The following is a 23883-nucleotide window of genomic DNA, read 5'->3' on the forward strand; positions in this document are numbered from 1 at the left end:
CCACCGGGTGTCACATCAACAGGTGTTTCTGTGCTTCCGAGGCAAAATGGCTGCTGAGGTAATCAATCAGCAGCCGCACGCGGCGCGGAATGTGCTGACGATCGTGATAAACCAGATTAATCGGCACACGCCGGCGGTGTTGCTGGTTAAACAACGGCACCAGCTGTTGGTCCTTCATGGCTTGCGCCAGTTGAATGTCTGGTAACAACGCAACACCAAAACCCTGCGTGGCCAAGGTCAGTGCCATCTCCGGTGAATCGACGACCGTCATATTTGCCCGCCCAAGGTCGAGCTTACGCGTCGGGGATTCAAACCACCAGAACTTGTACTCATCCTGCGACATCTCACGGAAGATAAGTCGGTGTTGTAACAGATCCTCCGGCATTTGCGGCGTGCCAAATTCAGCTAAGTAATCCGGACTGGCGTAGTAGTCGGCGTACATCGCACCAATCTGCTGCGCCACCAGATTGCTGATCACTGGCTGACCAAGCTGCACCAACAGATCAAAGCGGCGTTTGGGAATGGTACGCTCCACCACTTCCTGAGCATGCAATTCCAACTCAATTTGCGGGTATAGACGGCAGAACTCTCGCAGTAACTGACCCAAACATTTGACCATCGGCGATACACACAAAAGGCGTATTTTCCCCGCCATTTCCTGTCCGTATGCCGACATTTCTTGATCCAACACCTCGACGTGCGTCAACACATCACGGCTATGAGCATGAAAGATTTCGCCCGCTTCGGTCAGGGTAAAATGCCGTGCGCTGCGATTGATCAGTTTCACATTGTAATGTTCTTCCAGTTCTTTGATTTTGCGACTGACGCTTGATTTGGGCAGCGAGAGAAAATCCGCCGCCTGCGTAATACCGCCCAGTTGCACCACGTGCTGAAACAACGACAGTGAGTCCAGTTTCAACATGCGGGAACTCCTGATGCATCGCTGACAGTTTGATGACTGTGGGAATGAAGAAAGTGCTCACCCCCCCGCTCTATATGCAGGTGAACCGGAGCTTTGTCTGGCTGAGATAGGCCCAACAGCGCGGTAGTGGCTTCTAGTAAGTTGGTTTGTTTTTGAAGAGTTGAAGGGCGCATTGCGTAGTTCCCAAGCTGTACTAGGTAGTGCGATTTTGTAAAGTATAGCGCTTGGCTGTTGATAAATCAGCGAAAAAAGATGCCTTCGCCAAGGTCAATGATGCGCGATTAGTGTCATCGCCGGTGCGTTGTGGTGGATGCCAATAAAGCTGCTGGAATTGTTACGGCCGTGTTTTATGTTTCAAACTTCTACACAGATATTTGCAAATCTTTACCTGATATCGACATTTCCTTCGTCTACTGCGCTGAGCTAACTCTATATACTGACTGCACTATTTTTCCTCCCGCAAGATGCACGCTTGCGCCCATTGGCATTGATGGACACCTAGATTCAGATGAAAAAATCCTCAAAGCGTAAACTGATATTGATCTTAAGCGGCTTAGTCCTCCTTGGGGGCGGCGCTTATTTTCTGCTGCATAAACCCGAGGCGGCCCCAAGTTATGTGACTGAACCCGTTAGGCGCGGCGACATTGAAAACTCGGTGCTCGCCAATGGCATGTTGCAGGCCTCTAAGTTGGTGAGTGTGGGCGCGCAGGTCTCGGGGCAAATTCAGAGTTTGCCTGTGGATCTTGGCCAAGAGGTGAAGAAGGGCGACCTTATCGCGCAAATCGACAGCCTTGCCCAGCAAAACAACCTGCAAAATGCGCTGGCCTCCCTTAAAAGCATCAATGCTCAATACCGCGCTAAGCAGGCGCAAATTCGTCAGGCAAAACTCGAATACACCCGTCAGCAGGAAATGCTCGCCGATAAAGCTAGCTCCCGCGCAGACTTTGAAGCCGCCGAAGCCACTTTGACGGTTTATCAAGCCGAGCTTGAGCAGTTACAGGCGCAAAAACAACAGGCTGAGATCAATGTCGATAGTGCCAGAATCGATTTAGGTTATACAAAAATCACCGCGCCTATGGATGGCACGGTCGTTTACTCTGCGGTCGAAGTCGGCCAAACCGTTAACGCCAATCAAACTACGCCAACCATAGTCGAGATGGCGCAGCTCGATACCATGACGGTCAAGGCGCAGATCTCCGAGGCCGATATCGTCAATGTGCATCCGGGGCAGGCTGTGTACTTTACGATTCTCGGTCGTCCCAACCATCCTTATCGCGGCACCCTAAGGGCAATTGAGCCCGGTCCCACCTCCATGGATGGTGACGATAGCAATATGAGTTCCAGCGATTCGGACGCCATCTATTACCACGGCTTATTCGATGTCGAAAACCCCGACCGTACCCTACGTATTGGCATGACGGCACAGATCTCGATTGTGCTCGCCAAAGCCGATGATGCGCTGTTAGTGCCATCGCAGGTGCTGCGAGCTAAACCGCGGGATAAAGCGGCATCGGCAAGCGATCGCAAATCCCGTGGGCCACAGTATCAAGTGCCAGTACTGGTGAATAACCAAGTGCAATATGTGGATGTGACCGTCGGTATTAATAACAAAATCAATGCCGAAATCCTGTCTGGCCTGAACGAAGGCGACCAAGTGGTGCTCGGAATGCCTGCCGACGGTTCGACCATGAAGTTCCGTGGCCCACCAATGAGGTTTTAAGCGTGAGTAAGCCATTACTGGAAGTCTCAGCTTGCTACCGCAGTTTTCAGGCGGGTGAGCAACAACTGACTGTACTCAAAGATATTAATCTTTCCATCGCCCGTGGTGAGATGGTCGCGATTGTCGGCGCCTCGGGATCGGGTAAGTCGACCTTGATGAATATCTTGGGCTGTTTAGATAAACCGTCAAAGGGCTCGTACTTTATCGATGGCCAAGATACCTCGCAGATGGATGTGGATGAACTGGCCAAGCTGAGGCGCGAGCATTTTGGCTTTATTTTCCAGCGATATCATTTGCTTGGCGATCTTAATGCTGTGGGTAACGTCGAAGTGCCCGCCGTGTATGCGGGTAAAGATCGCTTAGAGCGTCGGGAGCGGGCGGAAAGCTTGTTATCACGCTTGGGTTTAGGTGAGCGCCTCGACCATAAGCCGAATCAGCTCAGCGGTGGCCAGCAGCAAAGGGTGAGTGTGGCGCGGGCGCTGATGAATGGCGGCGATGTGATCCTCGCCGACGAACCGACTGGCGCCTTAGATAGTCACAGCGGCGAAGAAATGATGCGGCTGTTGCAGGAGCTGCACCGCGAGGGCCAGACCATCATTATCGTGACCCACGATATGCATGTGGCCCAGCATGCCAACCGTATTATCGAGATTAAGGACGGGGTGATTATCAGCGATGAGCCTAATCCCGCCTCAAATATCGCGGCTGCGCCTAAGACCGAAGTGATCCCCGCCAAGACTAAGGCGCGCGCCCGCGTGGCGGCATGGGACAGATATGCCGAAGCCCTGAAAATGGCGCTGCTGGCGATGTCGACCCATAGATTGCGCACCTTTTTAACTATGCTGGGGATTATTATCGGTATCGCCTCCGTGGTATCTGTGGTGGCGCTGGGGGAAGGATCGCAGCGGGAGATCTTAAAGAGCATTAGCTCAATGGGCACCAATACCATTGATATTCGCCCCGGCTCAGGTTTTGGCGATAGGCGCTCGGCAAGGGTAAGAACCCTGACCGCAAGCGATGCCAACGCACTGAAAAATTTACCTTATGTCGATAGCGTCACCCCGAGTATTGGCTCGAGTGCGACTGTGCGTTATGGCAATAAGGCGGTGACGGCGACAGTGAATGGCGTGGGGCCCGAGTTCTTCCGGGTTCGAGGATATGAGCTTGCCCAAGGACAGTTTTGGGACGATGACAGTGTTAATGCGTTAGCCCAAGATGCGGTAATCGACGATAACACCCGCAAACAGCTGTTCCCTAACAGTAGCGGAGCCACGGGCTCTGCCATTGGGGAAGTGATCTTCCTCGGGGATTTACCGGTGCGGATTATCGGCGTCACTCAGCCTAAGGAAAGCGCCTTTGGTAACAGCGATGCCCTCAATGTGTGGGTGCCATACACTACGGTTTCTGGCCGTATGGTGGGCAAAAAATATTTAGATGGGATTACCGTGCGGCTCGATGAGTCGGTGCCGAGCAATGCGGCGGAGCAGGGCATTATTAGCCTGCTGAAGATGCGCCACGGCACGCAGGATTTCTTCACCATTAACACGGACACCATTCGCCAGAATATCGAGAAAACCACCGCGACCATGACGCTATTAATCTCGGCGATTGCGGTGATTTCCCTCGTGGTGGGCGGCATTGGGGTGATGAATATCATGTTGGTGTCGGTGACTGAGCGCACCCGCGAGATTGGCGTTCGCATGGCAGTCGGGGCGCGCCAGAGCGATATTCTGCGGCAATTTTTAATTGAGGCCGTGTTAGTTTGTCTGTGCGGCGGCGCGCTTGGGGTGGCCTTGGCTTATTTGATTGGCGTGGTGTTTGCCCAAGCGGGAGGCAGTTTCCAGATGATTTATTCGACGACTTCTATTATTGCCGCCTTCGCCTGCTCTACCTTAATCGGGGTGCTGTTTGGCTTCTTGCCCGCTCGCAACGCGGCGCGTTTAGACCCTGTTGATGCCCTAGCGAGAGAGTAACTGAATGAATAATCAAGTTTTAACGCATCAAAATGAATTAGGCCGCCGTGTCTGTTCAACGCTCAAGCTCAGCGTGATTGCCATCAGCATCGCTTTGCTCTCGGGTTGTGGTGCACTGATGCGCTCCGACTTTGAGCCGCCTGCTTTACAGGTGCCAGAGCAGTGGCAGCACACCCAAGTAAATGGTCAAGTCAGCCTAGACCCTTGGTGGCAGAAGTTTAATCAACCCGAATTAAATCAGCTGATTAGCCAAGTGCTCAGCAGCAATAATGATTTAACTCTTGCGACCTTAACCTTGCAAAAGGCGCGTTTACAGGCGGGGTTAGCGCGGGATGATTTGTATCCACAACTCAGCTCCAATAATACGGCGTCTGTGAATAAACCGCTGGAGGGCGGCAGTTCGAGCAAGGCATTTCAGGCTAATCTGTCGGTAAGCTATGAGGTGGATCTCTGGGGCAAAGTGTCGGCCAATATCGATCAAGCCCAGTGGACTGCGCTGGCAAGCCTCGAAGATAGGGAGAGCACGGCGCAGAGTCTCGTCGCGACAACGGCGTCGCTCTATTGGCAGATTGGCTATCTGCATCAACGGATTGAACTGAGCAATAAGAGTATTGAGCACAGTAGGCAAACGCTGGCGTTAACCCAGCGCCAATATGCCTCGGGCGCCGTGACTGAGCTGAATGTGCTCGAATCCCAACGCAGTTTAGCGGGACAAGAGGCTTCCCACAGCCAACTGCTACAACAATTGGTTGAAGCCGAAAATGCGCTTGCGATCTTACTCAATCGCGCTCCGGGGCAGGTGGCGGTTGAGATCAAGCAATTGCCGGATAGCGCTGTGCCTGAGATTGGCGTCGGCATTCCCGCCGACTTGGTCGGTCGTCGCCCCGATGTGAAGGCGGCCCTGTATCAACTGCGCTCGGCGCTGGCCAGTAAGGATGCGACCTATGCCAGTTACTTCCCAAGCTTGAGTTTGACTGGCAGTGTGGGGGAGTCGACCTCAGAGCTAAAAGAGTTATTGCGTAATCCCGTGGGGAGTTTAGGCGCTGGCTTAGTGCTGCCCTTTTTGCAATGGAATCAAATGCAAATCAACAATGATATTGCCGATATCGACTATCAATCGGCCATCGTCAGCTACCGTAAAACCCTCTACAGCGCCTTCGAGGATGTAGATAACGCCATCTCGGCCAAGCAGCAATACGCCTACCAAGGTGAGAAGCTTGAGCAGCAATTTAGCGCTGCCGCCCAGGCCGAAGCCATTTATGAGAGCCAATATCGCCATGGCGCTATCGGCATTCAAAATTGGCTCGATGCCCAGGAGAATCGCCGCAGCGCCGAGGCCGCATTGCTGGAGAACCGCTATAACCAATTAACGGCTCAAGCGACGCTCTACCAAGCCCTAGGTGGGAGCGATATTGCGCCGCCGATAGCGGATAACTAATTGAATAATTAGATAATAAAAAAACCGCGATGCCTTAGACTATCGCGGTTTTTTATTATCTCGCTTTATCTTAATGCGAGTCGTGATTAGCTGCGCAGAATATGCAGTGGCAGGCTTAACATATCATCGCCCGTGCCCGCTAAGTGCCAGATAATGCCGACTAGGGCGGCAACGGTCACTAAGTACCAAATGGTTGAGAAAATCTGCCCATATCTGTCTAGCGGCAACAGGTGGCTTTGATGGCGGGTACGCCACTCGAACACTATCTCTAAGCTACCGATAAGTAATAGGAAACCGAGCAGGGCAAGGCCCAAGGTATAGCTGATATACACCCCAAAGGCGGCGCCAATCACGCAGGCGATTAAGCCCATGATGCTGTTCATCGAGAAGCTAATGCTCTTTAAAATATGGCCGCCATCGAGGGGTAAAATCGGCAATAAATTAAACAGGTTAAGTAGCGCGTTAAAGGCCGCGAGCCCCGCAAAGAAGACATTGTCCGTCAGGTGGTAAGCGATAAGCGAGCCCACCGACATTAACAGGCCGAAGGTCGGGCCCATAATCGAGATGACCACATCTTGCCAGCGGGTGTTAATCTTTTCGTCGCTTAGCGCGAGTCCGCCCATAAAGGGGATGAGATATATCCCTTTGGTTTTCATCCCAAAATACTTCATCGCGCGGATATGGCCGTATTCGTGGAAGACCAAACAGGCGATAAGTGCCAAGGCAAATTGGAAGGAAAACAGCCAAGAATAGGCCGCCACACTCGCGCCCGCGAGCACCACTTTAATCACTTTGGCACTCTTGAGCAGCTTAAAGCCGAGGGAGGCTAGGCCGACAAAACTGATTTTTTGTGGGTTAGTCACTGGGACTTCAGGGGTTTGGCGCTCGATATCTTTTTCGGTGCGAGTGCCTTGGGCCATCACTTCCTCATCGACCAGCAGGCGGTAATCGAATCGAAAGGGCTGCCACACCACGTCGGTCTCGAGGCGTACTTGGATTTTGTGTTCTAAAACCTGTGTTTCGCCGGTATCGCTGGCCAATTGGCTCTGGTGCTGGGTGAGTTCAAACTCATGGACTTTGAGGCCGCCATTTTCGACCGATGCGGCTTTTTGTGAGACTAAGGTATTGTCCCAAAAGAGTTGTTGCCAACCTGCGAGTGAGCCTTCCAAGCGCAGCGATTTGCCTAAGCAGTCAATCTTAAGTAGTTCCAATTTAGGGTCCGTTTGTATGTGTATCCGAATGATGCCCAGCGATAATTTGGCATATAAATATCAATCGCTTTGGGCAAAACGGCCTGAGCCGTGTGTGACAAATTATGCCTGTGAAATGTGACTGAGGATATTAGCTTTTAGGATCATCTTGGTTTTTATTGTGATCCCAGACGATTTATTCGAGCCGTATTAGTCATCTAAGGTGCGGACGATTTCCATCCCTTGGGCCAACGTGGTGAAGGCTAGCTTGGCGACGCAGCATTGGCCTATGGCATTGGCGTGCTTTTGTACCCATTTGATAAAGTCGGTAAGCGGCAATTTTTGCTCTTGTTTGAGGAGCTTAGGTAGCTCGCCTATGGGATCTTCGTGAATGGTGCTTGGGGTCGCGCGGATCAGATATTGGTTACCGAGACTGTCGAGTAACAGATCCGTATCGATAAATTGATGCTGATACAGGCAGGCAAGTTCTAACCAATCCCGTTGATGGGCAAGGTAAAGTAGTTCGTCATTTTGAGTGAGTTTGACTACCGCAGGCCATTCTATGTCTGCCATTTTCACTTGAGTCATGCGCAATCCCGTAGGCGTTTTTATGTGCTTAGCCTTTTAGCCGACAGAGTCTGTGCTAAAGAGCCATATTGAGGTCAGTATGCCACCGACCGAGGCGAAGATGAAAGGCGTTAGGGGATTTTCTCTGGCAAGTCTACCTAATGGGTGGAGCAAAGCGAGTGGTAAAGCATTAAGGCTAAGAGTTCACTCAGTGGAATGAACCCTTAGCGGGTGTTGATGATTGCCCTGTTAATGGCTCGCCGCTTGTGGCTTAGGTTTAGCGTTGTAATCGAAGTTAATCTCTTGATTCAGATTGGTTATCGAGCAAGTGCCGTGTTCGCGGGTGGTTCTGTGATTGGCTTGACCAATATGGAACTCGGCATTGAGGAACACATGCTTAATCACATCGATACGGTACTTGTCATAGTAGCTTTCGACCTCCAGCTTTAGGCTGTCAAACTCTAATTCTTCGCGGGAACGTTCACCTAAGATGCGATTCTTCTCGTCGAGCATCATCTTGATCTGTTCGATCATGATAGGGTCGTTCTGCCATTCTGATTTCGGCGGTAGTTTTTTCAGGCGAGCCTCGATATCCAGAGTCGCAACCACCATGGCCTGCACACTTTCTTCAAGCTGTTTAAGGTTTTGTTTGAGTTCGCCCTGCTCCATGGCGCAGAACACTTCGGTTTTGGTGCCAGCGGTAGCGCCAATCACCACGGCGGTAAGGCCCTTTTCGGCATGCGCTACACCACCGACTAAGTCACCACGGCGGCCGCTTTGATCGCTGACGGTGAGCGTGCCTGCGGTTTTGGTATTGCTGTGCAGTAATTGCTTAGTGATCAGAATATTACCCTTGGCAGTCAATTGGGAATATTGCACGAACTGGGCGCTAATTTGCCCCTGAGCCGTGATATTGGTGGAGAACTCATTGACTCTGACTTGGCGACCGATAACGCCCTTGCTTACCGTAATATCACCATCAGCCTCGAGGGTCGCCGAATCGACAAAACCCATCACGGTAATATCGCCTGAGCTTTTAACCATCATGCCTTCGTGCACATCACCGGTGATTAAAATACTGCCCTTAAAGTTGATATGGCCAGTACTGATATCCACATCTTTCAGCTGAAGTACATCGTCGACATTCATGCCGGTGCGGGTTTCAACCGGTTGACCAGCCACTGTGGCGATCAGTTTATTGGGATCTTTAGGATGGAAGTCAGTACCAGTACCCGGTTGTAATACCAGATCTTTTCCCGGTTTTTGTTTAAGGACTTCGCCCCTAATGTTGTAGCCGGGAGAGCCTTCGGTCGCAGGATGTTTGATCATTAGCAGATCGTTGGGTTTGACCATAATCATGGCGCCAAGGTTGCGCATATCCACAGTGCCGTCTTCCCGCTCCTGCGGCTGCAATAGACGTTCACGGGCGAGGGATACCTTGCGTTCCAATACTGCATTTTGACCATTTATCGCAGGCTTACCTTGGGCGATTTCACTCTGGCAGCTTTCACCCGGCTTTAACTTGGTCATTTTTTGCAGTAAAGCTTGGATCTTAAGCTTGCTTAAACCCATGCATACATTGTCTTTTTTGAGCTGTGTAAGGATTTCGGGTAAATCGATGGCTTTGCCACCCCAAGGGGCGGTTAAGACCATAGTGGCTTGCATCTTATCTTGGCTGAGCTCGATTTTTACGCTGCCATCACGGCGTTCTGCCAATACAGCAAATAGCTCGTACTTACCATCCTCTTGATGGCAAAGGGAATTGGTTTGCGCGATCACTTTGTCTATCGCAGGCTCGAGTGGGAATAGGGGGGCAAACTCAGGTACGGATAATAAACGCATCACATCATCACGGGTAATAGGACCGTGTTCGTTCGGAATCAAACGTAATTCCGCCTTGGTTTTATCGCTGCTTAGCTCAAGAAGTTCAGGGGCCAACATAGAGCACTTCCTATCCATTTGTTTTATTTTTGTTTTAGTAGCCACCTGAGTATAACAGTAGAAACTTTGCTCAAAGAAGCCTTTTCGGCGCGAAAAAACGTAAATGTTGGTATTTTGTGGTGTGCAGTCTATTTGTTGATTTTTAAATAGATTTTTATTTGAAATATTACCGATAACTTAGTGTTATCTTTGGTTTTTTGCCGCGGATTTAGCACGGGGATAAAATTAGCTGACTTTTAGATTTAACAAAAAATCAAACTTTACAACTGTGCTCACTATGCTAGGGAAGAGTGCTAAAAGGTAAAGCACTCGGTAATTCAGCGCTTACTGCATTTGATACCGTTCACAAAACCATGAAAATCTTATCTAGGTAGCGGCATGTGATTGGCTGCGAATCACTACTCTTCGAGGCGTTCTTAAGGGGATAAGGCTTCTATCCAGACGTGGGCTCATTAAAAGCTTCGAGTCATCTAAGTTTGGGCAAAGTAAGCTAGGTGCTTTGCTTCAATTCGTGGGATTAGGACTAAATCGAGGGGGAGGATTAAAAATTCTATGGTTTAACATTTGATTCCCCTTTTCTACTCACAGATTACACCCCCATGAGTCAGCTCAAATAGAGGTTCCTTATTGCTTGGCTAGGTCGGCTTTTCTATGGGAGATTCAAAAGTCGTCAGCCAAACTTCAAGCTCACCTGAGCCAGATAAACACCCCATGTAGGAGAAACACATACCGCTATCTATCATGTTATTGGCAAATTGAATTGCCTCTTCAAGAGAGCCTTCTTCCTTGTTATGGGTGAAGGTTTCATCGTCCCACACCCAGTTGATAGGTGCCCCATCTTCATCACGAGCAAGGTATCTTACGTTCTTATAACCTTTGCTAGCTGCTGTTAATGAATCCAAAAATGTTTCTCTGATTTCTGAGAATCTCCTCTTAAATTCTTCAATGCTAATATTTTTACTAATAATGTGCTTCATACTTGCTCTAGAGGTTAACGCCCGCGCAATAGGCGCGAGCTTGCGAGCGTCCTAATTGACGCGTTTGTTAGGGCCTTATTCATCATCGTGAAATTTACTTCTGTATTTTTCATGCATAAATTCATTTCTTTCACGAACATAGTCGTCCATAAACTTTTCTTCAATTTCGGCCCGGATCAACCTATCCCTTCGCACCTTCCTTCTAAACAACATATAAAGATACAAAACCCCGACGTAAAGAACTGAAGCCAATAATAATACCTCAGGCTTTTCTATAAATATCTTTACGAAGTCTGCAATGCTTGTTCTATCTCTTATGCTGCTTTTTGCCTCAAGCTCTTCAATTTTTGAGCTAAAGTCGGTTGCTAACTTTATTACCTTTGCGGAAACATCTTTATTATTCCCTTCATTGAGCGAGGCCAATATGTCATTTACTGCGTTTTCTGAAAGTCCGCTATACACTAAGCTGTCTGGCGCATATATTTCTGCATAGATAGTATTGAATATTTCTTTAAACTCTAATTTTTTGTCAAATTCAAGGTATTGGCTTTTAATGATGTTAAATTCTGCATTTTCTACAATTTCAGAAACTGTAGGTGTAACCAACAGATTTTCTTCTCGCGACCTAAAATCCGCTAACCGAGACAGTCTTGAAATATCTAAAGGCTTTCTGTTTATTACGTGCTCTTCAACAATTTGAACTAGCTCGCTTTTAACAGATTTAGACCGTTCTTTTTCCGCTTCTTGAATTTGCTCATCATTCAAATTTATTTGATACCAGGCAACTAGCACAGACACAGCGACACCTACTAGAGTGGTAATGGTTGGCGTAAGCCAATTCTTCTTTTTCTTCGTTTTAGTATCTTCTAATGATTCCATATTTATCTCTGACGTAGTTCGCCCTAACATTTTATTCATGCGCATGCGCGTTTACCTCGTTGGATCAGTGAAAGCGCGCACAGTTAACTATCTGTATGCAAAGAACTTATCAGCTTTCTGCCGCTTTTCATATAAGTAATCCATCTGGAAAAACGTACATGCGTGTTTTCCAAACCTATGAACTAAAAGTCAGCTACTGTAGTCAATTGATTTTATAGCATTTTATTTGTTATAAATGGAGTTAATGCGCACTGATATTGTCTTCAAATCATTCAAAAATACCTAAATTTAAATATGACTGTACACCTATGCATTGTTAGTCGATTTATGGCAGGGCCTAGCATAGGTAAATAGATGGGAATTTGTATAGCAACAGGTGTGGGAATTTTCGATTGAGTTAACGAGCCGAAACATGAAATGGGGCATTAGCTTGTTAGTCAGATGAACAGTTCAATGGCAATGCATATAACCTAATCTACGATTCAAAAATCTTGCTCTAGGCAATACTTTTTAGCCGAACGAAAACAGCTAGAGGGATCGTTAGGACTGGCATTATTGCCGCCGCGACCATTGAGAACATGGCTGCTTTTTAATATCTATATAAATGCCGTATTCGAATCTATTGGACTCCACCTTAGGCTTTAACTGCGTTAATTAAGTACAAACCTTATTTCTGCCGGTGGTTTTGGCTAAATAGAGGGCGGTGTCGGCTCGTCTTACGACATCGTAGGCAGTTTCATCCGTTTGCTCGACGGTCGATAAGCCAATGCTGGCGGTGACATTTTTTACGACAGTGAATTCGGTCGTATTAATGGATATCCTTATTTTTTCGGCAAGGGTTAATGCATCACTATTATCTGTGCCAGTCAGTATAATTAAAAACTCTTCACCACCGTAACGAGCGACTAAATCGGCTTTACGTACCGATTGCGCTAATAACTTAGCGACTTCGACTAACACAATATCGCCCGTCTCATGCCCATAGGTATCGTTAATCTTTTTGAAATGATCGATATCCACCATTAGGATCGAATAAGCCAATCCAAAGCGTTTGAGTCTCGTAAATTCGCTGTCGATATGTTCGGCGGCCGAACGACGATTGTGAAGATCCGTCAAGGGATCTCGTCGGCTTAATCGTTCAAGCTCTTGATTGGCCGATTCGAGTTCTTTGGTGCGCTCTAAGACTTTATTTTCTAAGGTCTGATTCATTTCCATTAGGCTCTTCTCATGGCTCAATAGCGAGAAGGTCATCTTTTGAATGGCATCAATTAAGAATGAGATTTCAATCAAACCATGCGATTTGGGGAATTTGACTTGCTCTTTGCCCGCTTGGATCTCTCTGGTGACGGTAATTAATCGCTCGAGCGGTAAGCTCATTGAAATCGACATGCGGTAGACAAACCACAGGCACAGCAAGACCGCAATGACGCTCACCCAGAGAAGTTGGCGTTGTAGTTCGGTGGTCTCTTGCAGGGCAATATTTTTCGGGATGCGAACGACAATGCGCCAGCCCAATTGATCCATCAAGGTTGATTTTAGTGTGGTCACACCCGTTAAATATTCATGACCATCAGGCCATTGAATAAGCTGACTGCTGTTGTCTTTGGGGAGTAAATCCTGAGGAAGGTGCTGATCTGCCGAGGCTTGCGGGTACAAAATCCCATCGTCACGGCTTACGATTTGCACATCTATCCCTGTTTGTTGCTTGCTTCTTGCCAGCGACGATTCAATCACAGTGTTAACCCATTTCCAGTTTGAATGGGTGGCAACGACCCCAAGCAAGTTGTTATTGGTATCAAACACTGGGGCCGCAAAATCGATTAGGCGCAGAGGGTCATTTTTATCGATATTTAACACCTTGGCGAGCAATACGGCATCGTGTACATCGCCAATAAACACGCCCGTCTTGCCATTAATAAACCATGGGCGTTTGGATACGTCATGGCCTTCAAGCGTGCCATCGGCCGCGTATTGGACGACGCCATTGATATCGGCAAACCCAAGCCATGAGTAGTATTCGTAGGAGGCTTTTATATTATCGAGGTTTTGGCGGATCTGTGGATAGTTAGCGCTAGCGCCTGAAAAGAGCGCGCGTTTACTCAATAGCGATATTTCTCGGGCACGTTCGTCAATGTTGTTTGAGATGGTTGTTTCAATCGAACGGCCAATCATGGTTAATTGATTGGCATAGGCATTGAGCAGTTTGTCTGAGGTAATAGAAGATAAATAGCTGGTAAAACCAAGACAGAAAATAAGACTGATCCCACCGAAGAAAAAGGTTAATCGGTATCTGAGTGAGTTGAACCAGTTAAATTTGCTCAAAATGCTTAGCCTCATACTCATATTGGGAGTTGAGACTTATCATATCGAGGCTGCCCCAAAAATTCCAAATAATTGATTGTATTGGCAGCAATTTTCCATAGCTAAGTTGAGGCTTAACCATAAAGGATATTGGAAGGTATCGAGGCGAAGGGTGTTGCCCCACTCACAATCGAGTGGGGCGAAAGATTAGGCCTGTTGGAAGGAATAGAGTTTGTACTTGTTGTTCTCTGCTGGCACGGTTAATTGGCCGAACTCGGCGGCGATGGTGTCCGAATAGGGTAGGTGGCGGTTAGCGACGATTTGCCAAATCCCTTTAGATTGTAATTGCTTGGCGCTATCGGCGACAAAACTTTGGGCAATGCTGGTCGTGCTGGCAAGGCCATCGTGGAACGGGGGATTGGAGATAATACCGTCGAATTTTCCACTGGTTTGCGCTAATCCATCGGAGGGATAGACCTTGGCCGTCATGCCGTTTGCCGCCAGCGTAAGTTCGCAGGAGGCCAGTGCCATGGCATTGATATCAATACATTCTAGCGACAGTGTCGGTTGTGCCTTTAACAGTGCAGCGGCAATCACACCGGCGCCGCAGCCAAAATCCAGTACTCGGCCTGAAAGCGTTGGCAGATGCGACAGCAATAGCTCTGTGCCTTGGTCTAAATGCTTTTCACTGAACACACCGACTAAGTTGCAGATGGTGATATTGCCCTGCGGGGTGGCGAGTTGATACTGGCTAGTCCAATCGCTGAGTTTAATTTCGGGCGCAGTATCGATTAGGCTGCTGCCAAAGAGTAGGCAGTGGCGCGCGTTATCGAGTTTGACGCCTGTAGCAAAGTATTTCGGCAACAGTTTGACTAAGGATTTAACCCCGCCTTTGTTCTCACCCACGACTAAGAGCTGGCCATCGGCCACTAAATGCTGAGCGGCCAGATTAAACAAGTAGGGCGCTAACGGCTTAGCCTTAGGAAAGTACACAATCACAGTGTCGTACTTATCCTGGTGGGGCAGTTGATGGCCAAAATAGCAGCGCAGTTTGGCATTAGCCTGCGGCGCTAAATGCAGGTAATGGTGATAATCCAAGGCGAGAGCATCGACGGACTTGGCGACATCGAGCAGTGCTTTGGGCAGTGAGTCTGCTTCATGGTTTAGCACTAAGACTCTATGTTGGCTCAGGGGTTCCTGATTGCGGATAATGACTTGCGATGGATTCGTTAACACAGCATGGCTACCGTAAAAAATAAGTGCGGGCATTATACCCCTTATTCGGCTACGAGCCAGCCTGCAAGCCGTCGACTGAAGGGATGCAGCAAAACAGCGCTCACTCGAAACTGTGCGGAATGAAAGCCAATAAAAAAGGCAACAGTGTAAACACGGTTGCCTTTTATCTGTTAGCTAATTGCAGCAAATTAGCCCTGAGACTGTACTGGTGCTAGTTCTGGTGCTGGTGCTGGAGTCGATACCTGTGCGGTGGCTTTTGGCTTTTTAGGCTTAGGTAACAGGCTAAAAATCTTATTGGCGATATCTGTGTTGTCTTGATGACCGTTAAACAACTCAGAGGCTGGGCCTGCGGCAAAGACTTGCACGTCGGTCCCTGTGTGGCCGCCGGTAGTCCAACCCGTATCGGTGCGCTTATCAATCACATGGCGAATCGCAACGGCCATGGTTTCTAAGCCCTGCATTCTGGCAACATTTAACTTAGTCACTTCTTCTTCGGTCAATTCAAAGCCTAGCCCGCGGGATAGGTCGGCTTGCCAAGTGTCACCACCAAGGGCGGCTTGGGCTAAGGTATCTGAGCTTGCCGAGATATTACGTAGGATCTCTGGATTCCAGTTGTAGTTGCCATCGGCGCCAATCGATAACCCGCCAGTATTATGGTCGGCGGTGATAACCATTAAGGTATCGGGATTTTGGCGTACGAATTGCTCGACGACTTCAATCGCATTGGCAAACTCATCCATTTCGCCCATGGCGGCGGCGATATCATTGTTGTGTCCCGCCCAGTCGATAAGGCTACCTTCGACCAGCAGCACAAAGCCTTGCTCATTTTGCGACAGTAAACTGAGGGCTTTTTGAGTCAAGGTGCTGAGTTTTTTAGCATCTTTTTCATCAATCGCCCAAGGCAGTTGCACCTCGGCAAATAGACCCAAGACTTTAGGCTGGGTAATGCTGGCCAGATCGTCAAAGCGGGTAATGTGTTGATAACCCTTGGCGGTGAACTGGGCTAACAGCTCAGGAGGGAAATACTTTTGCCCACCACCCAAAAACACATCGGCGTTAGTTTCGAGATAACTTAATGCCAGCGCATCGTAATTCTTACGGCTCTCGTTATGGGATAAAAAGGCCGCTGGTGTGGCATGGTTGATTTGCGACGTGACCGCCACACCCGTGCTCAAGCCTAAGGTTTTGGCCTTTTCAAGAATGGTGGGCAGTGGTTGTTTTTGCGTATCGACCGAAATGGCGCCGTTATAGGATTTGACTCCTGTCGCAAGGGCAGTGGCAGCAGCGGCCGAGTCGGTGACATAACCACTGACGCTGGCGGGATAAGTGCTCGCCATGCCAACCAATAAACGGTCGAAGACGGTTTGTTCGACTTCTTCGGTATCTGGATTGTCCTTGTAATAACGATAGGCACTGGTGTAGGAAGGCCCCATGCCGTCGCCAATCATGATCACAATATTTTTCGGGCGTGAGGGGGCTTTTACTGGGCCAGTCTCATTCGCTCCTGCTTCGACTGCCAGTGCGGAGGTGGAGAGCCATAAACTCATACCAAGCAATAACAGTGGCGCTTTGGTGAAACTCATATCAGATCCCTAGAAGTCGTAGGCGCTCTGTGGGCGCCTTCAATGAATAATATTATCTTGTAGGTGTACAAGCTTACTGGGCAAGACGGGCTTCGATGGCATCGAACAGCATGCCTGTAATGTCCACATCGAATGCCGCTTGGATTTCACGGATACAGGTTGGGCTAGTGACGTTAATCTCGGTCAGCTTGTCACCAATCACATCCAGACCCACAAAAATCAGGCCGCGTTTTTTCAGCTCTGGGCCAATGGCGCGGGCGATTTTCCAATCTGAGTCCGATAACGGCTGAGCAACACCGCTGCCGCCTGCGGCCAAGTTACCGCGGGTTTCGCCTTTTTTCGGAATACGCGCTAAGGCGTAGGGCACGGGCTCACCGTCGACCACCAGAATGCGCTTGTCACCCTTAGTGATTTCAGGAATAAAGGCCTGCGCCATGGCGTATTGGTTGCCATATTGGGTCAAGGTTTCGATGATCACCCCAAGGTTAGGATCGTCCTGCTTCACGCGGAAAATCGAGGTGCCGCCCATGCCGTCTAATGGCTTGAGGATAATGTCGCCCTTGGCTTGATGGAACGCGCGGATGCGATTAGCATCGCGGGTCACTATGGTCTCTGGCGTAAATTCGCTAAACCATGCGGTGAATAGCTTCTCGTTGGCATCGCGCAAGCTTTGCGGTTTATTCACAATCAGCACGCCTTGCTCTTCGGCGCGCTCTAGCATGTAAGTGGCGTAGATAAATTCGGTATCGAACGGTGGGTCTTTACGCATTAACACCACGTTCAGCTCGCTCAGCGGCGTGTCTTGAGCCTCGCCCAGTTCGAACCATTTATTGGCATCGTTGATGACCTTTAATGGACGCATATTGCCCATGGCAACACCGTTGACCATGGCGAGGTCGGCCATTTCCATATAAAACAGTTGGTAACCCCTTTCCTGCGCCGCCATTAGCATGGCAAAACTGGAGTCTTTCTTAATGTTGATCTCACTGATGGGGTCCATCACTATGCCGAGTTTTATCATTAATCTGTTCCTTATTGATTGCCGTCGCAGGCAAAAAGCATTTATGGATTAGCCAGTAATCGATTCGCCAGCCAGTGTTACCCGCTGACGTTTAACCATTTTAGATTTAACCTAAGTCACCGAACCTAAGTTGCAGCGCGGTAATCGCCGTGAGTGAGGCGGTTTCGGTGCGCAGCACTCGGGGGCCGAGTAACACATCGGTAAACTGGTAGGTTTCAGTCATGGCGATTTCTTCCGCCGATAATCCCCCTTCGGGGCCGATCAGCAGTCGTACACGGGTATGGGATAAGTCTAAGCCATTGATACCGTGTGCCGCCCTTGGGTGCAAGTTGAGTTTGAGTGCGTTGGTCGGTTCGCTGCACCATTCCTGTAATTCCATGGCGGGGCGAACGATGGGCACTTGGCTACGGCCAGATTGCTCACAGGCGCTGATCACAATCTTTTGCCATTGCTGGATTTTCTTTTCGAGACGCTCACCCGTGAGCTTGACGCCGCAGCGGTCAGAAAACAGTGGCGTAATGGTATTCACCCCTAGCTCAACGGATTTTTGAATGGTGAACTCCATCCGATCGCCGCGAGAAATCACTTGGCCTAAATGCAGGTTGAGGGGCGACTCCGATGGATTGGCCTCACAGGACAGCACTTTTACCGTGACTGATTTTTTTCCCGCATCGACAATTTCGGCAAGATAATCATTACCATCGCCATTAAACAGGCTAATGTGTTCGCCACTGCCCATACGCAACACTTTGCCAATATGGGCTGCGCCATCCTCATCTAAATTCAGCTGTTGATTTACGGCTAATGGTTGAGGTTGATAAATTCTTGGAACTCTCATTGTCGACCTTATTCGGCTAATTGTTGGCGCAGTGGCGGTGCATTGCAGGCATTCTGCACAAATGGATTATGATTACCTTGGATCTGCGCTATGGCGTTATCGCGTTTGCATTCAATAGTATCAACTGGATAGATTTTATCCCATGCTTTGAACAATTTTAATTGCTGCGAGGCGATTTTAAGGCCGTAGGTTTGCTGCATATACAGGTAAGTGCGGGCAATTTTGCCACGGGCGTTAGCGGGTGGCTGGGCTTGGCGATTCTTAAAGTCGATGACCATAGCGCATTGACCATATTGGTCGGCCTTACCGTTCCATTGGCTAAAACGGAAGTTGCTGCGATCGCCGTTCACTTCACCAATCGCGGGCACCAGATTGTGCATGTCCGCTTCCATTTTATTGAATTCTTGGCTGTTATCGGCGCAGTTTTTACGGCCGCCCTTTTGCCAGCATTGTAATTGATGGCCAAATTCCCATGCTGGAACTATATGTTCCCATTCGATACGGTTGGCGCGGGTTTCTTGTTTACGCACTTGATAGCCGCAGCTGTTGAGATCTGGCTTCCAGGATTTGCCCTTTATTTGGATATCACAGCCACAATAAAAACTGACCGCGGGCAAGGTGCCTTGGCGACTGCCTTTGTATAAAGATTGGGACAAGACCTTGGCTTGGCTAAAACTATTGGGGTGTGAAGGAGAGGCATGGACTGAGGCCGAAACCGCCAGCCAACTGAATAGGCACAGCAAGGCTTGCCGAGACCTTAAGGCTATCTTGGTGTTGTTCAATATTTATCCCAAAAAGTTATCTGTACTACGCGAGCCTGTGGCTCGTCTCTTATACCTGAATGGTAAGGGAAATAGCGCGCCTTATGCAAATCGCTCGTACTTTTGGCCTAGGATGTTGTGTATGGCGGATTATTCGGCGGCTTCGGTAAAGGTGAGGTGGGTATGGCAGCGTTTGCACAGATAACGGGTTTCACCACGCAACACTTTATTATGGCGACGGATGCTCAGCCTAACCGGACCGCAGGCGCAGCGGTACTCAAAGTCTTTCCCTTTAACCGACTGAGTATCGAAACTGTGGGTGGTATTGGGGCTCACCTTAAACAGCTTGAGCATGATGGATTGCCACTCGCGGCCATGGGGCTTGGTTTTGCCAAACAGTTGGAAACAGAGCAAATGGCTGATTTCGTGGGGCACTACTTCTGCTAAAAAGGCTTCGCTATTTTCCCTGAGCAATACGGGATTAAAGCGCAGGCGATTCTGTTGTAAATGGGCCGTGCCCGCACTCCGTCCCCGCAGGGTAAATTGAGTTAGCGGCCGCGCAAATGGACGCTTGAAGTAGATTTCCGCCTGCTGATAACAGTCTTCAATGCGTACCAAGATTTGTTGCTGCAGGGGTGTCAGCGGCTTGGGTTGGCGTTGTGGCGCGGCCGAATTAGCCGCCGTTGCTGAGGTGATACTCGTGGATGAGATGGCTTTACGGCGCAGGCTATTGAGTAGGGATCTCTTGTTAAACATAGACTTAGGCGTTAACTCTTATTTTGCAAAGCATCAATTAAACAACTCATCTAGCTATCGCACGACATCTATTACGATTTGCTGAGCTTAAAGCTCACATGTTCAGAGCCCTCATTCAAGGTGGCTCGACAAGCGTTTGGGCAAGCGTTCGCATCATAACGAACGCTTGCAGACAATGCCAGTATTGCGGCTGTTACAGGCTCGCCGCGGCCTGCATCACCATAGTACGTACTTGCTCGACGATCGCTTGTTCGGTGGCGTTGTCGTAGCCCTTCACCCTTGGGGTGTGGATATGGCCAACCTTGGCAGGGCTGTTGAACTTTTGCTGTAACACAATGGCGCGATAAGAAATCTCGTTTGAGAGATAGCCACCGCCAGAACCTTCGACCGAGGTTTCATTTTGCAGCTCGCTTAGGGAGCTGGCATTAAATTCGCCGCGAGCTAGTGTGGTCACTGTATGGTTGTCGTTGACTTTCCATTGGCCGTCTTTGACCTGCATGGCGGCGACGGGCAGTGAAAACTCAACAAACTCTGGGCCGATAAAGTCTTTACCATTGAGTTTGGGGGCGACAGGCGCGGTTTTGCTTCCGCCTGTGTACAGATTTTGGTTATCGGGTGCGGCGGCGCTACGGTTACGGCCGGGGAAGCGCTCAATATCAAAGTCACTGCGGCCCATGCTGACGGTAAAGACAAACTGGGTTTTAGGAGCGCGATAAATGGGGCTAAGTAGTGACTCGATAATGCCTTGGTCAAAATCCTCGAAGCGCACTGGGATCATTGCGGTTTCGATTTGGGCCTTTTTGCCGTTGATATCAAACCTAAAACCATCGAGGGCGAGGGCGACCAAGCCTGAAGGATTACTCTGGCTGATGTCTTTATCGAGGAAGAAAGGGTCGAATCCCGTCAGGAAGATTTTTATCTGCACATCGTCGCCGTATTGGATATCGCTAAAACCGCGAGATGCCTTTTCGACGGCGCTGGCTAAAATCTGCTGTTGCCAATCGGCCATTTTGAAATTGGCACTATTGCTCTTGATGCTATTTAACATTGAGAGCCGAGCCCAGTAGAGTGATCTGTCGTCAAAGTGCCCTGACTGCACATCACGCACTGCCTGTTGCCACAGTCTATGCCCCTGACGAGCGGCAAGTTGGGTTGCATCGCGTTCATTCTTCTGTGCGGAAAGCTGAGTCGCCAAGCCTTCGTCCAAGGCTTGATAGCGGTTAACCACTTCTGCCATGGTTTTTTCTGCAGTGGGAATGCGGGAAACTTCTACATCTCCTAGGAGTTGTACTGCACCTGCGGTTTGCGCCACTGTGCTGGCGAGGATAAAAACGAGGCTGGGCTTTAACATTGGCGTTTCCTTTTTATTTTAATCACTTATTTTGCTGGAAAAGGGCGATGTTCCTAAGGCGTTTGGGTTTGCTTCATCCTAGAGAGGATGTAACTTATGCCAAAAAGTCACAATGATTGTTTTGAGTATAAGAGTTTACCTAGAGTGATTCGAGGATCTTATTCCTGTTTTGCATATTGAGGTCGGTGCGCGGGCGTTAATCAGCGTTGAGTGGCGAGAAACGCGGCATAAGCGCCTGCCTTATTTTTGCCACAATTGGTCAGCAGTTTGCTAGGGAAAGTCCGCCAAGACGGTGCTACTCTTAGCGCCTCATTTTTATGGATTTATTGCATTAGGCAAGGGGACATTATGCGTGCGTTAGCCTTATTGGCTGTGTTGATGGTGACAACGATGATTGGCATGCCTGCGGTGGCAAAGGAGTGGCAAGAGAACAAGAGTTGGAATGCTCACTTTAGCGAACATAAAACCCAAGGCGTGGTTGTGCTCTGGAACGAGAATACACAGCAGGGTTTTACTAACGATCTTAAACGGGCAAACCAAGCATTTTTACCGGCATCGACTTTTAAGATCCCAAACAGTTTAATTGCCTTGGACTTAGGTGTGGTTAAGGATGAGCATCAAGTCTTTAAATGGGATGGACAGACGCGAGATATCGCCGCATGGAATCGTGACCATGATTTAATCACCGCGATGAAGTACTCGGTTGTGCCTGTTTATCAAGAATTTGCCCGCCAAATTGGCGAGGCACGTATGAGTAAAATGCTGCACGCCTTCGATTATGGCAATGAGGATATCTCGGGCAATTTAGACAGTTTTTGGCTCGATGGTGGTATTCGCATTTCGGCTACCCAGCAAATCGCTTTTTTACGCAAGCTATACCACAACAAGTTGCACGTCTCTGAGCGTAGTCAGCGTATCGTTAAGCAAGCCATGCTGACCGAGGCAAATGCCGATTATATCATCCGGGCGAAAACCGGCTATTCGGTCAGAATGGAACCCAAAATTGGTTGGTGGGTTGGCTGGGTCGAACTGGATGACAATGTGTGGTTCTTCGCGACCAATATGGATATGCCTTCCGCTGAGGGCTTAGGGTTGCGTCAAAGCATTACGAAAGCAGTGCTGAAACAGGAAAAAATTATTCCTTAGAAATGGTTAGCGGCGCATTTGTGTTAAATAGCAGTCATATAAGGTGTAAAGATATATGGACAAAATGCTTATGCGCTCATAGCTAATGGCTCATATTTAATTCGGTCAAACACAATCGACTCGTGCTCAGCGTTAACAGTTAGTCTGAGCATTAGCACCTCATTCCTAAACGCAAAAAGCCTAGTCAATTCGCTAGGCTTTTTTGTTATCTCAATGGCATGGTCACTCAACATAGGGATGTGGATCAAGGAGTGGCGATATAGATAAAGAAGAATACCTCAGCGATAAAGTGCTTAGCCCATCAAGGATTGCAGGCTTTCTTGGCTACTAAAGCGTTTGACGAAAAAGTCCAAGAAGGCACTGATATTAGTAGCTAATTGGCGACGGCTCGAATACACCCCATAGACTTTAAAGGGTTCGATTGGCCATTCTTGTAGTATGGGAACCAGTTGACCATTCGCCAATTCCGTCTTGCAGGCGGAGTTGGACAGCATGGCAATGCCAAAGTCATCGAGGGCTAACTGCTTGACCATAATAGGGCTATTAACCCTAACCTTACGTTGAAAATTCACCATGGTCTTACGCGCGCCTTTACCGAGGGGCCAAATGGGCGCAGAGCGTGATGTCCCGAGTAGGATGCCACTGTGTTCACTTAATTCCTTGGGTGTAGCAGGCGTGCCTCGGGCTTTTAGATAGGCCGGGCTTGCCACGAGAATGGGTTGGCGCTCGAACAGTAATCTTGCAACAAGATCAGAGGATTGCAGTGGCCCATATTTGATAGCTATGTCATATCCTTCACCCACTAAACCGATATCGTTGTCGGTAAACTGGACATCTAATTCCACATTGGGATATAAACGCATGAATCCGCTACAGAGGTTAGCGATTAATTCTTGGCTAAAAGAGACTGGAATAGCTATCCGTAATGATCCTGACACATCATCATGGGTACTCTCGATAACAGCCTTGGCCGCTTCCACCTCATTGCGAATGGAATCACAGTGTTGATAAAAGAGGGCCCCGACTTGAGTAAGGCTTAAGTTGCGGGTGTCGCGTTGTAATAATCGCACGCCAAGTTCTTCTTCGAGCTGCGCGATTTTGCGACTTATGGTGGATTTTGGGTGGCCGGTTTCACGTGCAGCTTGGGAGAATCCCTTCGCTCTAACTACGGCTGCAAATAGCATCATACCGTTTAAATCTGGCATGTTTTTCCCACTGTCTCATATTTGGAACATAGCGTCTTATGCAGTTTAATGGCATTTGGCGGGATAACAAAGTTATAT

The 23883-nt window shown here is 48.9% G+C and carries 19 protein-coding genes; 4 read left to right on the forward strand and 15 right to left on the reverse strand.

The features are described 5' to 3' along the window. Positions 1-10: 10 nt before the first annotated feature. The gene (locus tag B5P39_RS01425) at positions 11-922 is read right to left on the reverse strand and encodes a LysR family transcriptional regulator (protein WP_088210190.1); all 912 of its coding nucleotides are present in this window, start codon (positions 920-922) and stop codon (positions 11-13) included. 508 nt (positions 923-1430) lie between these two features. Here B5P39_RS01425 and B5P39_RS01435 point away from each other — a divergent pair. From B5P39_RS01435 to B5P39_RS01445, 3 genes are read left to right on the forward strand one after another with little or no spacing between them, the layout of a single operon-like run. Further along, on the forward strand, positions 1431-2642 hold the full coding sequence (locus B5P39_RS01435; protein WP_088210191.1) for an efflux RND transporter periplasmic adaptor subunit: 1212 nt from the start codon (positions 1431-1433) through the stop codon (positions 2640-2642). 2 nt (positions 2643-2644) lie between these two features. Continuing rightward, positions 2645-4615, forward strand: a complete 1971-nt coding sequence (locus tag B5P39_RS01440; RefSeq protein WP_088210192.1) for a MacB family efflux pump subunit — start codon at positions 2645-2647, stop codon at positions 4613-4615. A 4-nt stretch (positions 4616-4619) separates the two neighbouring features. Continuing rightward, positions 4620-6053 carry an efflux transporter outer membrane subunit gene (locus B5P39_RS01445; protein WP_088210193.1) on the forward strand — a complete coding sequence of 478 codons (1434 nt, stop codon included), beginning with the start codon at positions 4620-4622 and terminating at the stop codon, positions 6051-6053. Positions 6054-6139: 86 nt separating this feature from the next. On the opposite strand, the gene B5P39_RS01450 is transcribed toward B5P39_RS01445, so the two are convergent. From B5P39_RS01450 to B5P39_RS01510, 13 genes are all read right to left on the reverse strand, one after another. Then, positions 6140-7264, reverse strand: coding sequence for a site-2 protease family protein (locus B5P39_RS01450; RefSeq protein WP_088210194.1), 1125 nt, complete (start codon positions 7262-7264; stop codon positions 6140-6142). A gap of 189 nt (positions 7265-7453) precedes the next feature. Then, the gene (locus B5P39_RS01455) at positions 7454-7831 is read right to left on the reverse strand and encodes a DUF4144 domain-containing protein (protein ID WP_088210195.1); all 378 of its coding nucleotides are present in this window, start codon (positions 7829-7831) and stop codon (positions 7454-7456) included. Positions 7832-8059: 228 nt separating this feature from the next. Then, entirely contained in the window at positions 8060-9751 is a 1692-nt protein-coding gene (locus B5P39_RS01460) for a DUF342 domain-containing protein (RefSeq protein WP_088210196.1), read from the reverse strand. Between the two features lie 635 nt (positions 9752-10386). After that, on the reverse strand, positions 10387-10728 hold the full coding sequence (locus B5P39_RS01465; RefSeq protein ID WP_088210197.1) for a hypothetical protein: 342 nt from the start codon (positions 10726-10728) through the stop codon (positions 10387-10389). 75 nt (positions 10729-10803) lie between these two features. After that, positions 10804-11607 carry a hypothetical protein gene (locus B5P39_RS01470; RefSeq protein ID WP_140418319.1) on the reverse strand — a complete coding sequence of 268 codons (804 nt, stop codon included), beginning with the start codon at positions 11605-11607 and terminating at the stop codon, positions 10804-10806. A gap of 654 nt (positions 11608-12261) precedes the next feature. Continuing rightward, complete coding sequence (locus B5P39_RS01475) at positions 12262-13929, reverse strand: sensor domain-containing diguanylate cyclase (protein WP_176399835.1); 1668 nt, start codon at positions 13927-13929, stop codon at positions 12262-12264. Positions 13930-14115: 186 nt separating this feature from the next. Continuing rightward, on the reverse strand, positions 14116-15144 hold the full coding sequence (locus B5P39_RS01480; protein WP_088210395.1) for a methyltransferase: 1029 nt from the start codon (positions 15142-15144) through the stop codon (positions 14116-14118). A gap of 188 nt (positions 15145-15332) precedes the next feature. Continuing rightward, a complete protein-coding gene (locus tag B5P39_RS01485; protein WP_088210200.1) occupies positions 15333-16727 on the reverse strand; it encodes an alkaline phosphatase in 1395 nt (464 codons plus the stop codon). 73 nt (positions 16728-16800) lie between these two features. Next, the gene (gshB, locus tag B5P39_RS01490; protein WP_088210201.1) at positions 16801-17748 is read right to left on the reverse strand and encodes a glutathione synthase; all 948 of its coding nucleotides are present in this window, start codon (positions 17746-17748) and stop codon (positions 16801-16803) included. 106 nt (positions 17749-17854) lie between these two features. Continuing rightward, positions 17855-18586 (reverse strand): 16S rRNA (uracil(1498)-N(3))-methyltransferase, encoded by a 732-nt coding sequence (gene rsmE, locus B5P39_RS01495; RefSeq protein WP_088210202.1) that lies wholly within the window; start codon positions 18584-18586, stop codon positions 17855-17857. A gap of 8 nt (positions 18587-18594) precedes the next feature. Next, on the reverse strand, positions 18595-19371 hold the full coding sequence (gene endA, locus B5P39_RS01500; protein WP_088210203.1) for an endonuclease EndA: 777 nt from the start codon (positions 19369-19371) through the stop codon (positions 18595-18597). Positions 19372-19497: 126 nt separating this feature from the next. Continuing rightward, on the reverse strand, positions 19498-20103 hold the full coding sequence (locus B5P39_RS01505) for a SprT family zinc-dependent metalloprotease (protein WP_088210204.1): 606 nt from the start codon (positions 20101-20103) through the stop codon (positions 19498-19500). Between the two features lie 193 nt (positions 20104-20296). Continuing rightward, a complete protein-coding gene (locus tag B5P39_RS01510) occupies positions 20297-21454 on the reverse strand; it encodes a hypothetical protein (RefSeq protein ID WP_088210205.1) in 1158 nt (385 codons plus the stop codon). Between the two features lie 348 nt (positions 21455-21802). On the opposite strand from B5P39_RS01510, the gene blaOXA reads away from it, so the two are divergent. Further along, positions 21803-22600, forward strand: coding sequence for an OXA-48 family class D beta-lactamase (gene blaOXA, locus B5P39_RS01515; RefSeq protein ID WP_088210206.1), 798 nt, complete (start codon positions 21803-21805; stop codon positions 22598-22600). Between the two features lie 293 nt (positions 22601-22893). Here the strand turns inward: blaOXA and B5P39_RS01520 are convergent, their stop codons facing one another. After that, the gene (locus tag B5P39_RS01520) at positions 22894-23805 is read right to left on the reverse strand and encodes a LysR family transcriptional regulator (protein WP_011621492.1); all 912 of its coding nucleotides are present in this window, start codon (positions 23803-23805) and stop codon (positions 22894-22896) included. Between the last annotated feature and the right edge of the window lie 78 nt (positions 23806-23883).

The organism is Shewanella sp. Shew256 (assembly GCF_002196695.1).
Lineage (GTDB): Bacteria > Pseudomonadota > Gammaproteobacteria > Enterobacterales > Shewanellaceae > Shewanella > Shewanella mangrovisoli.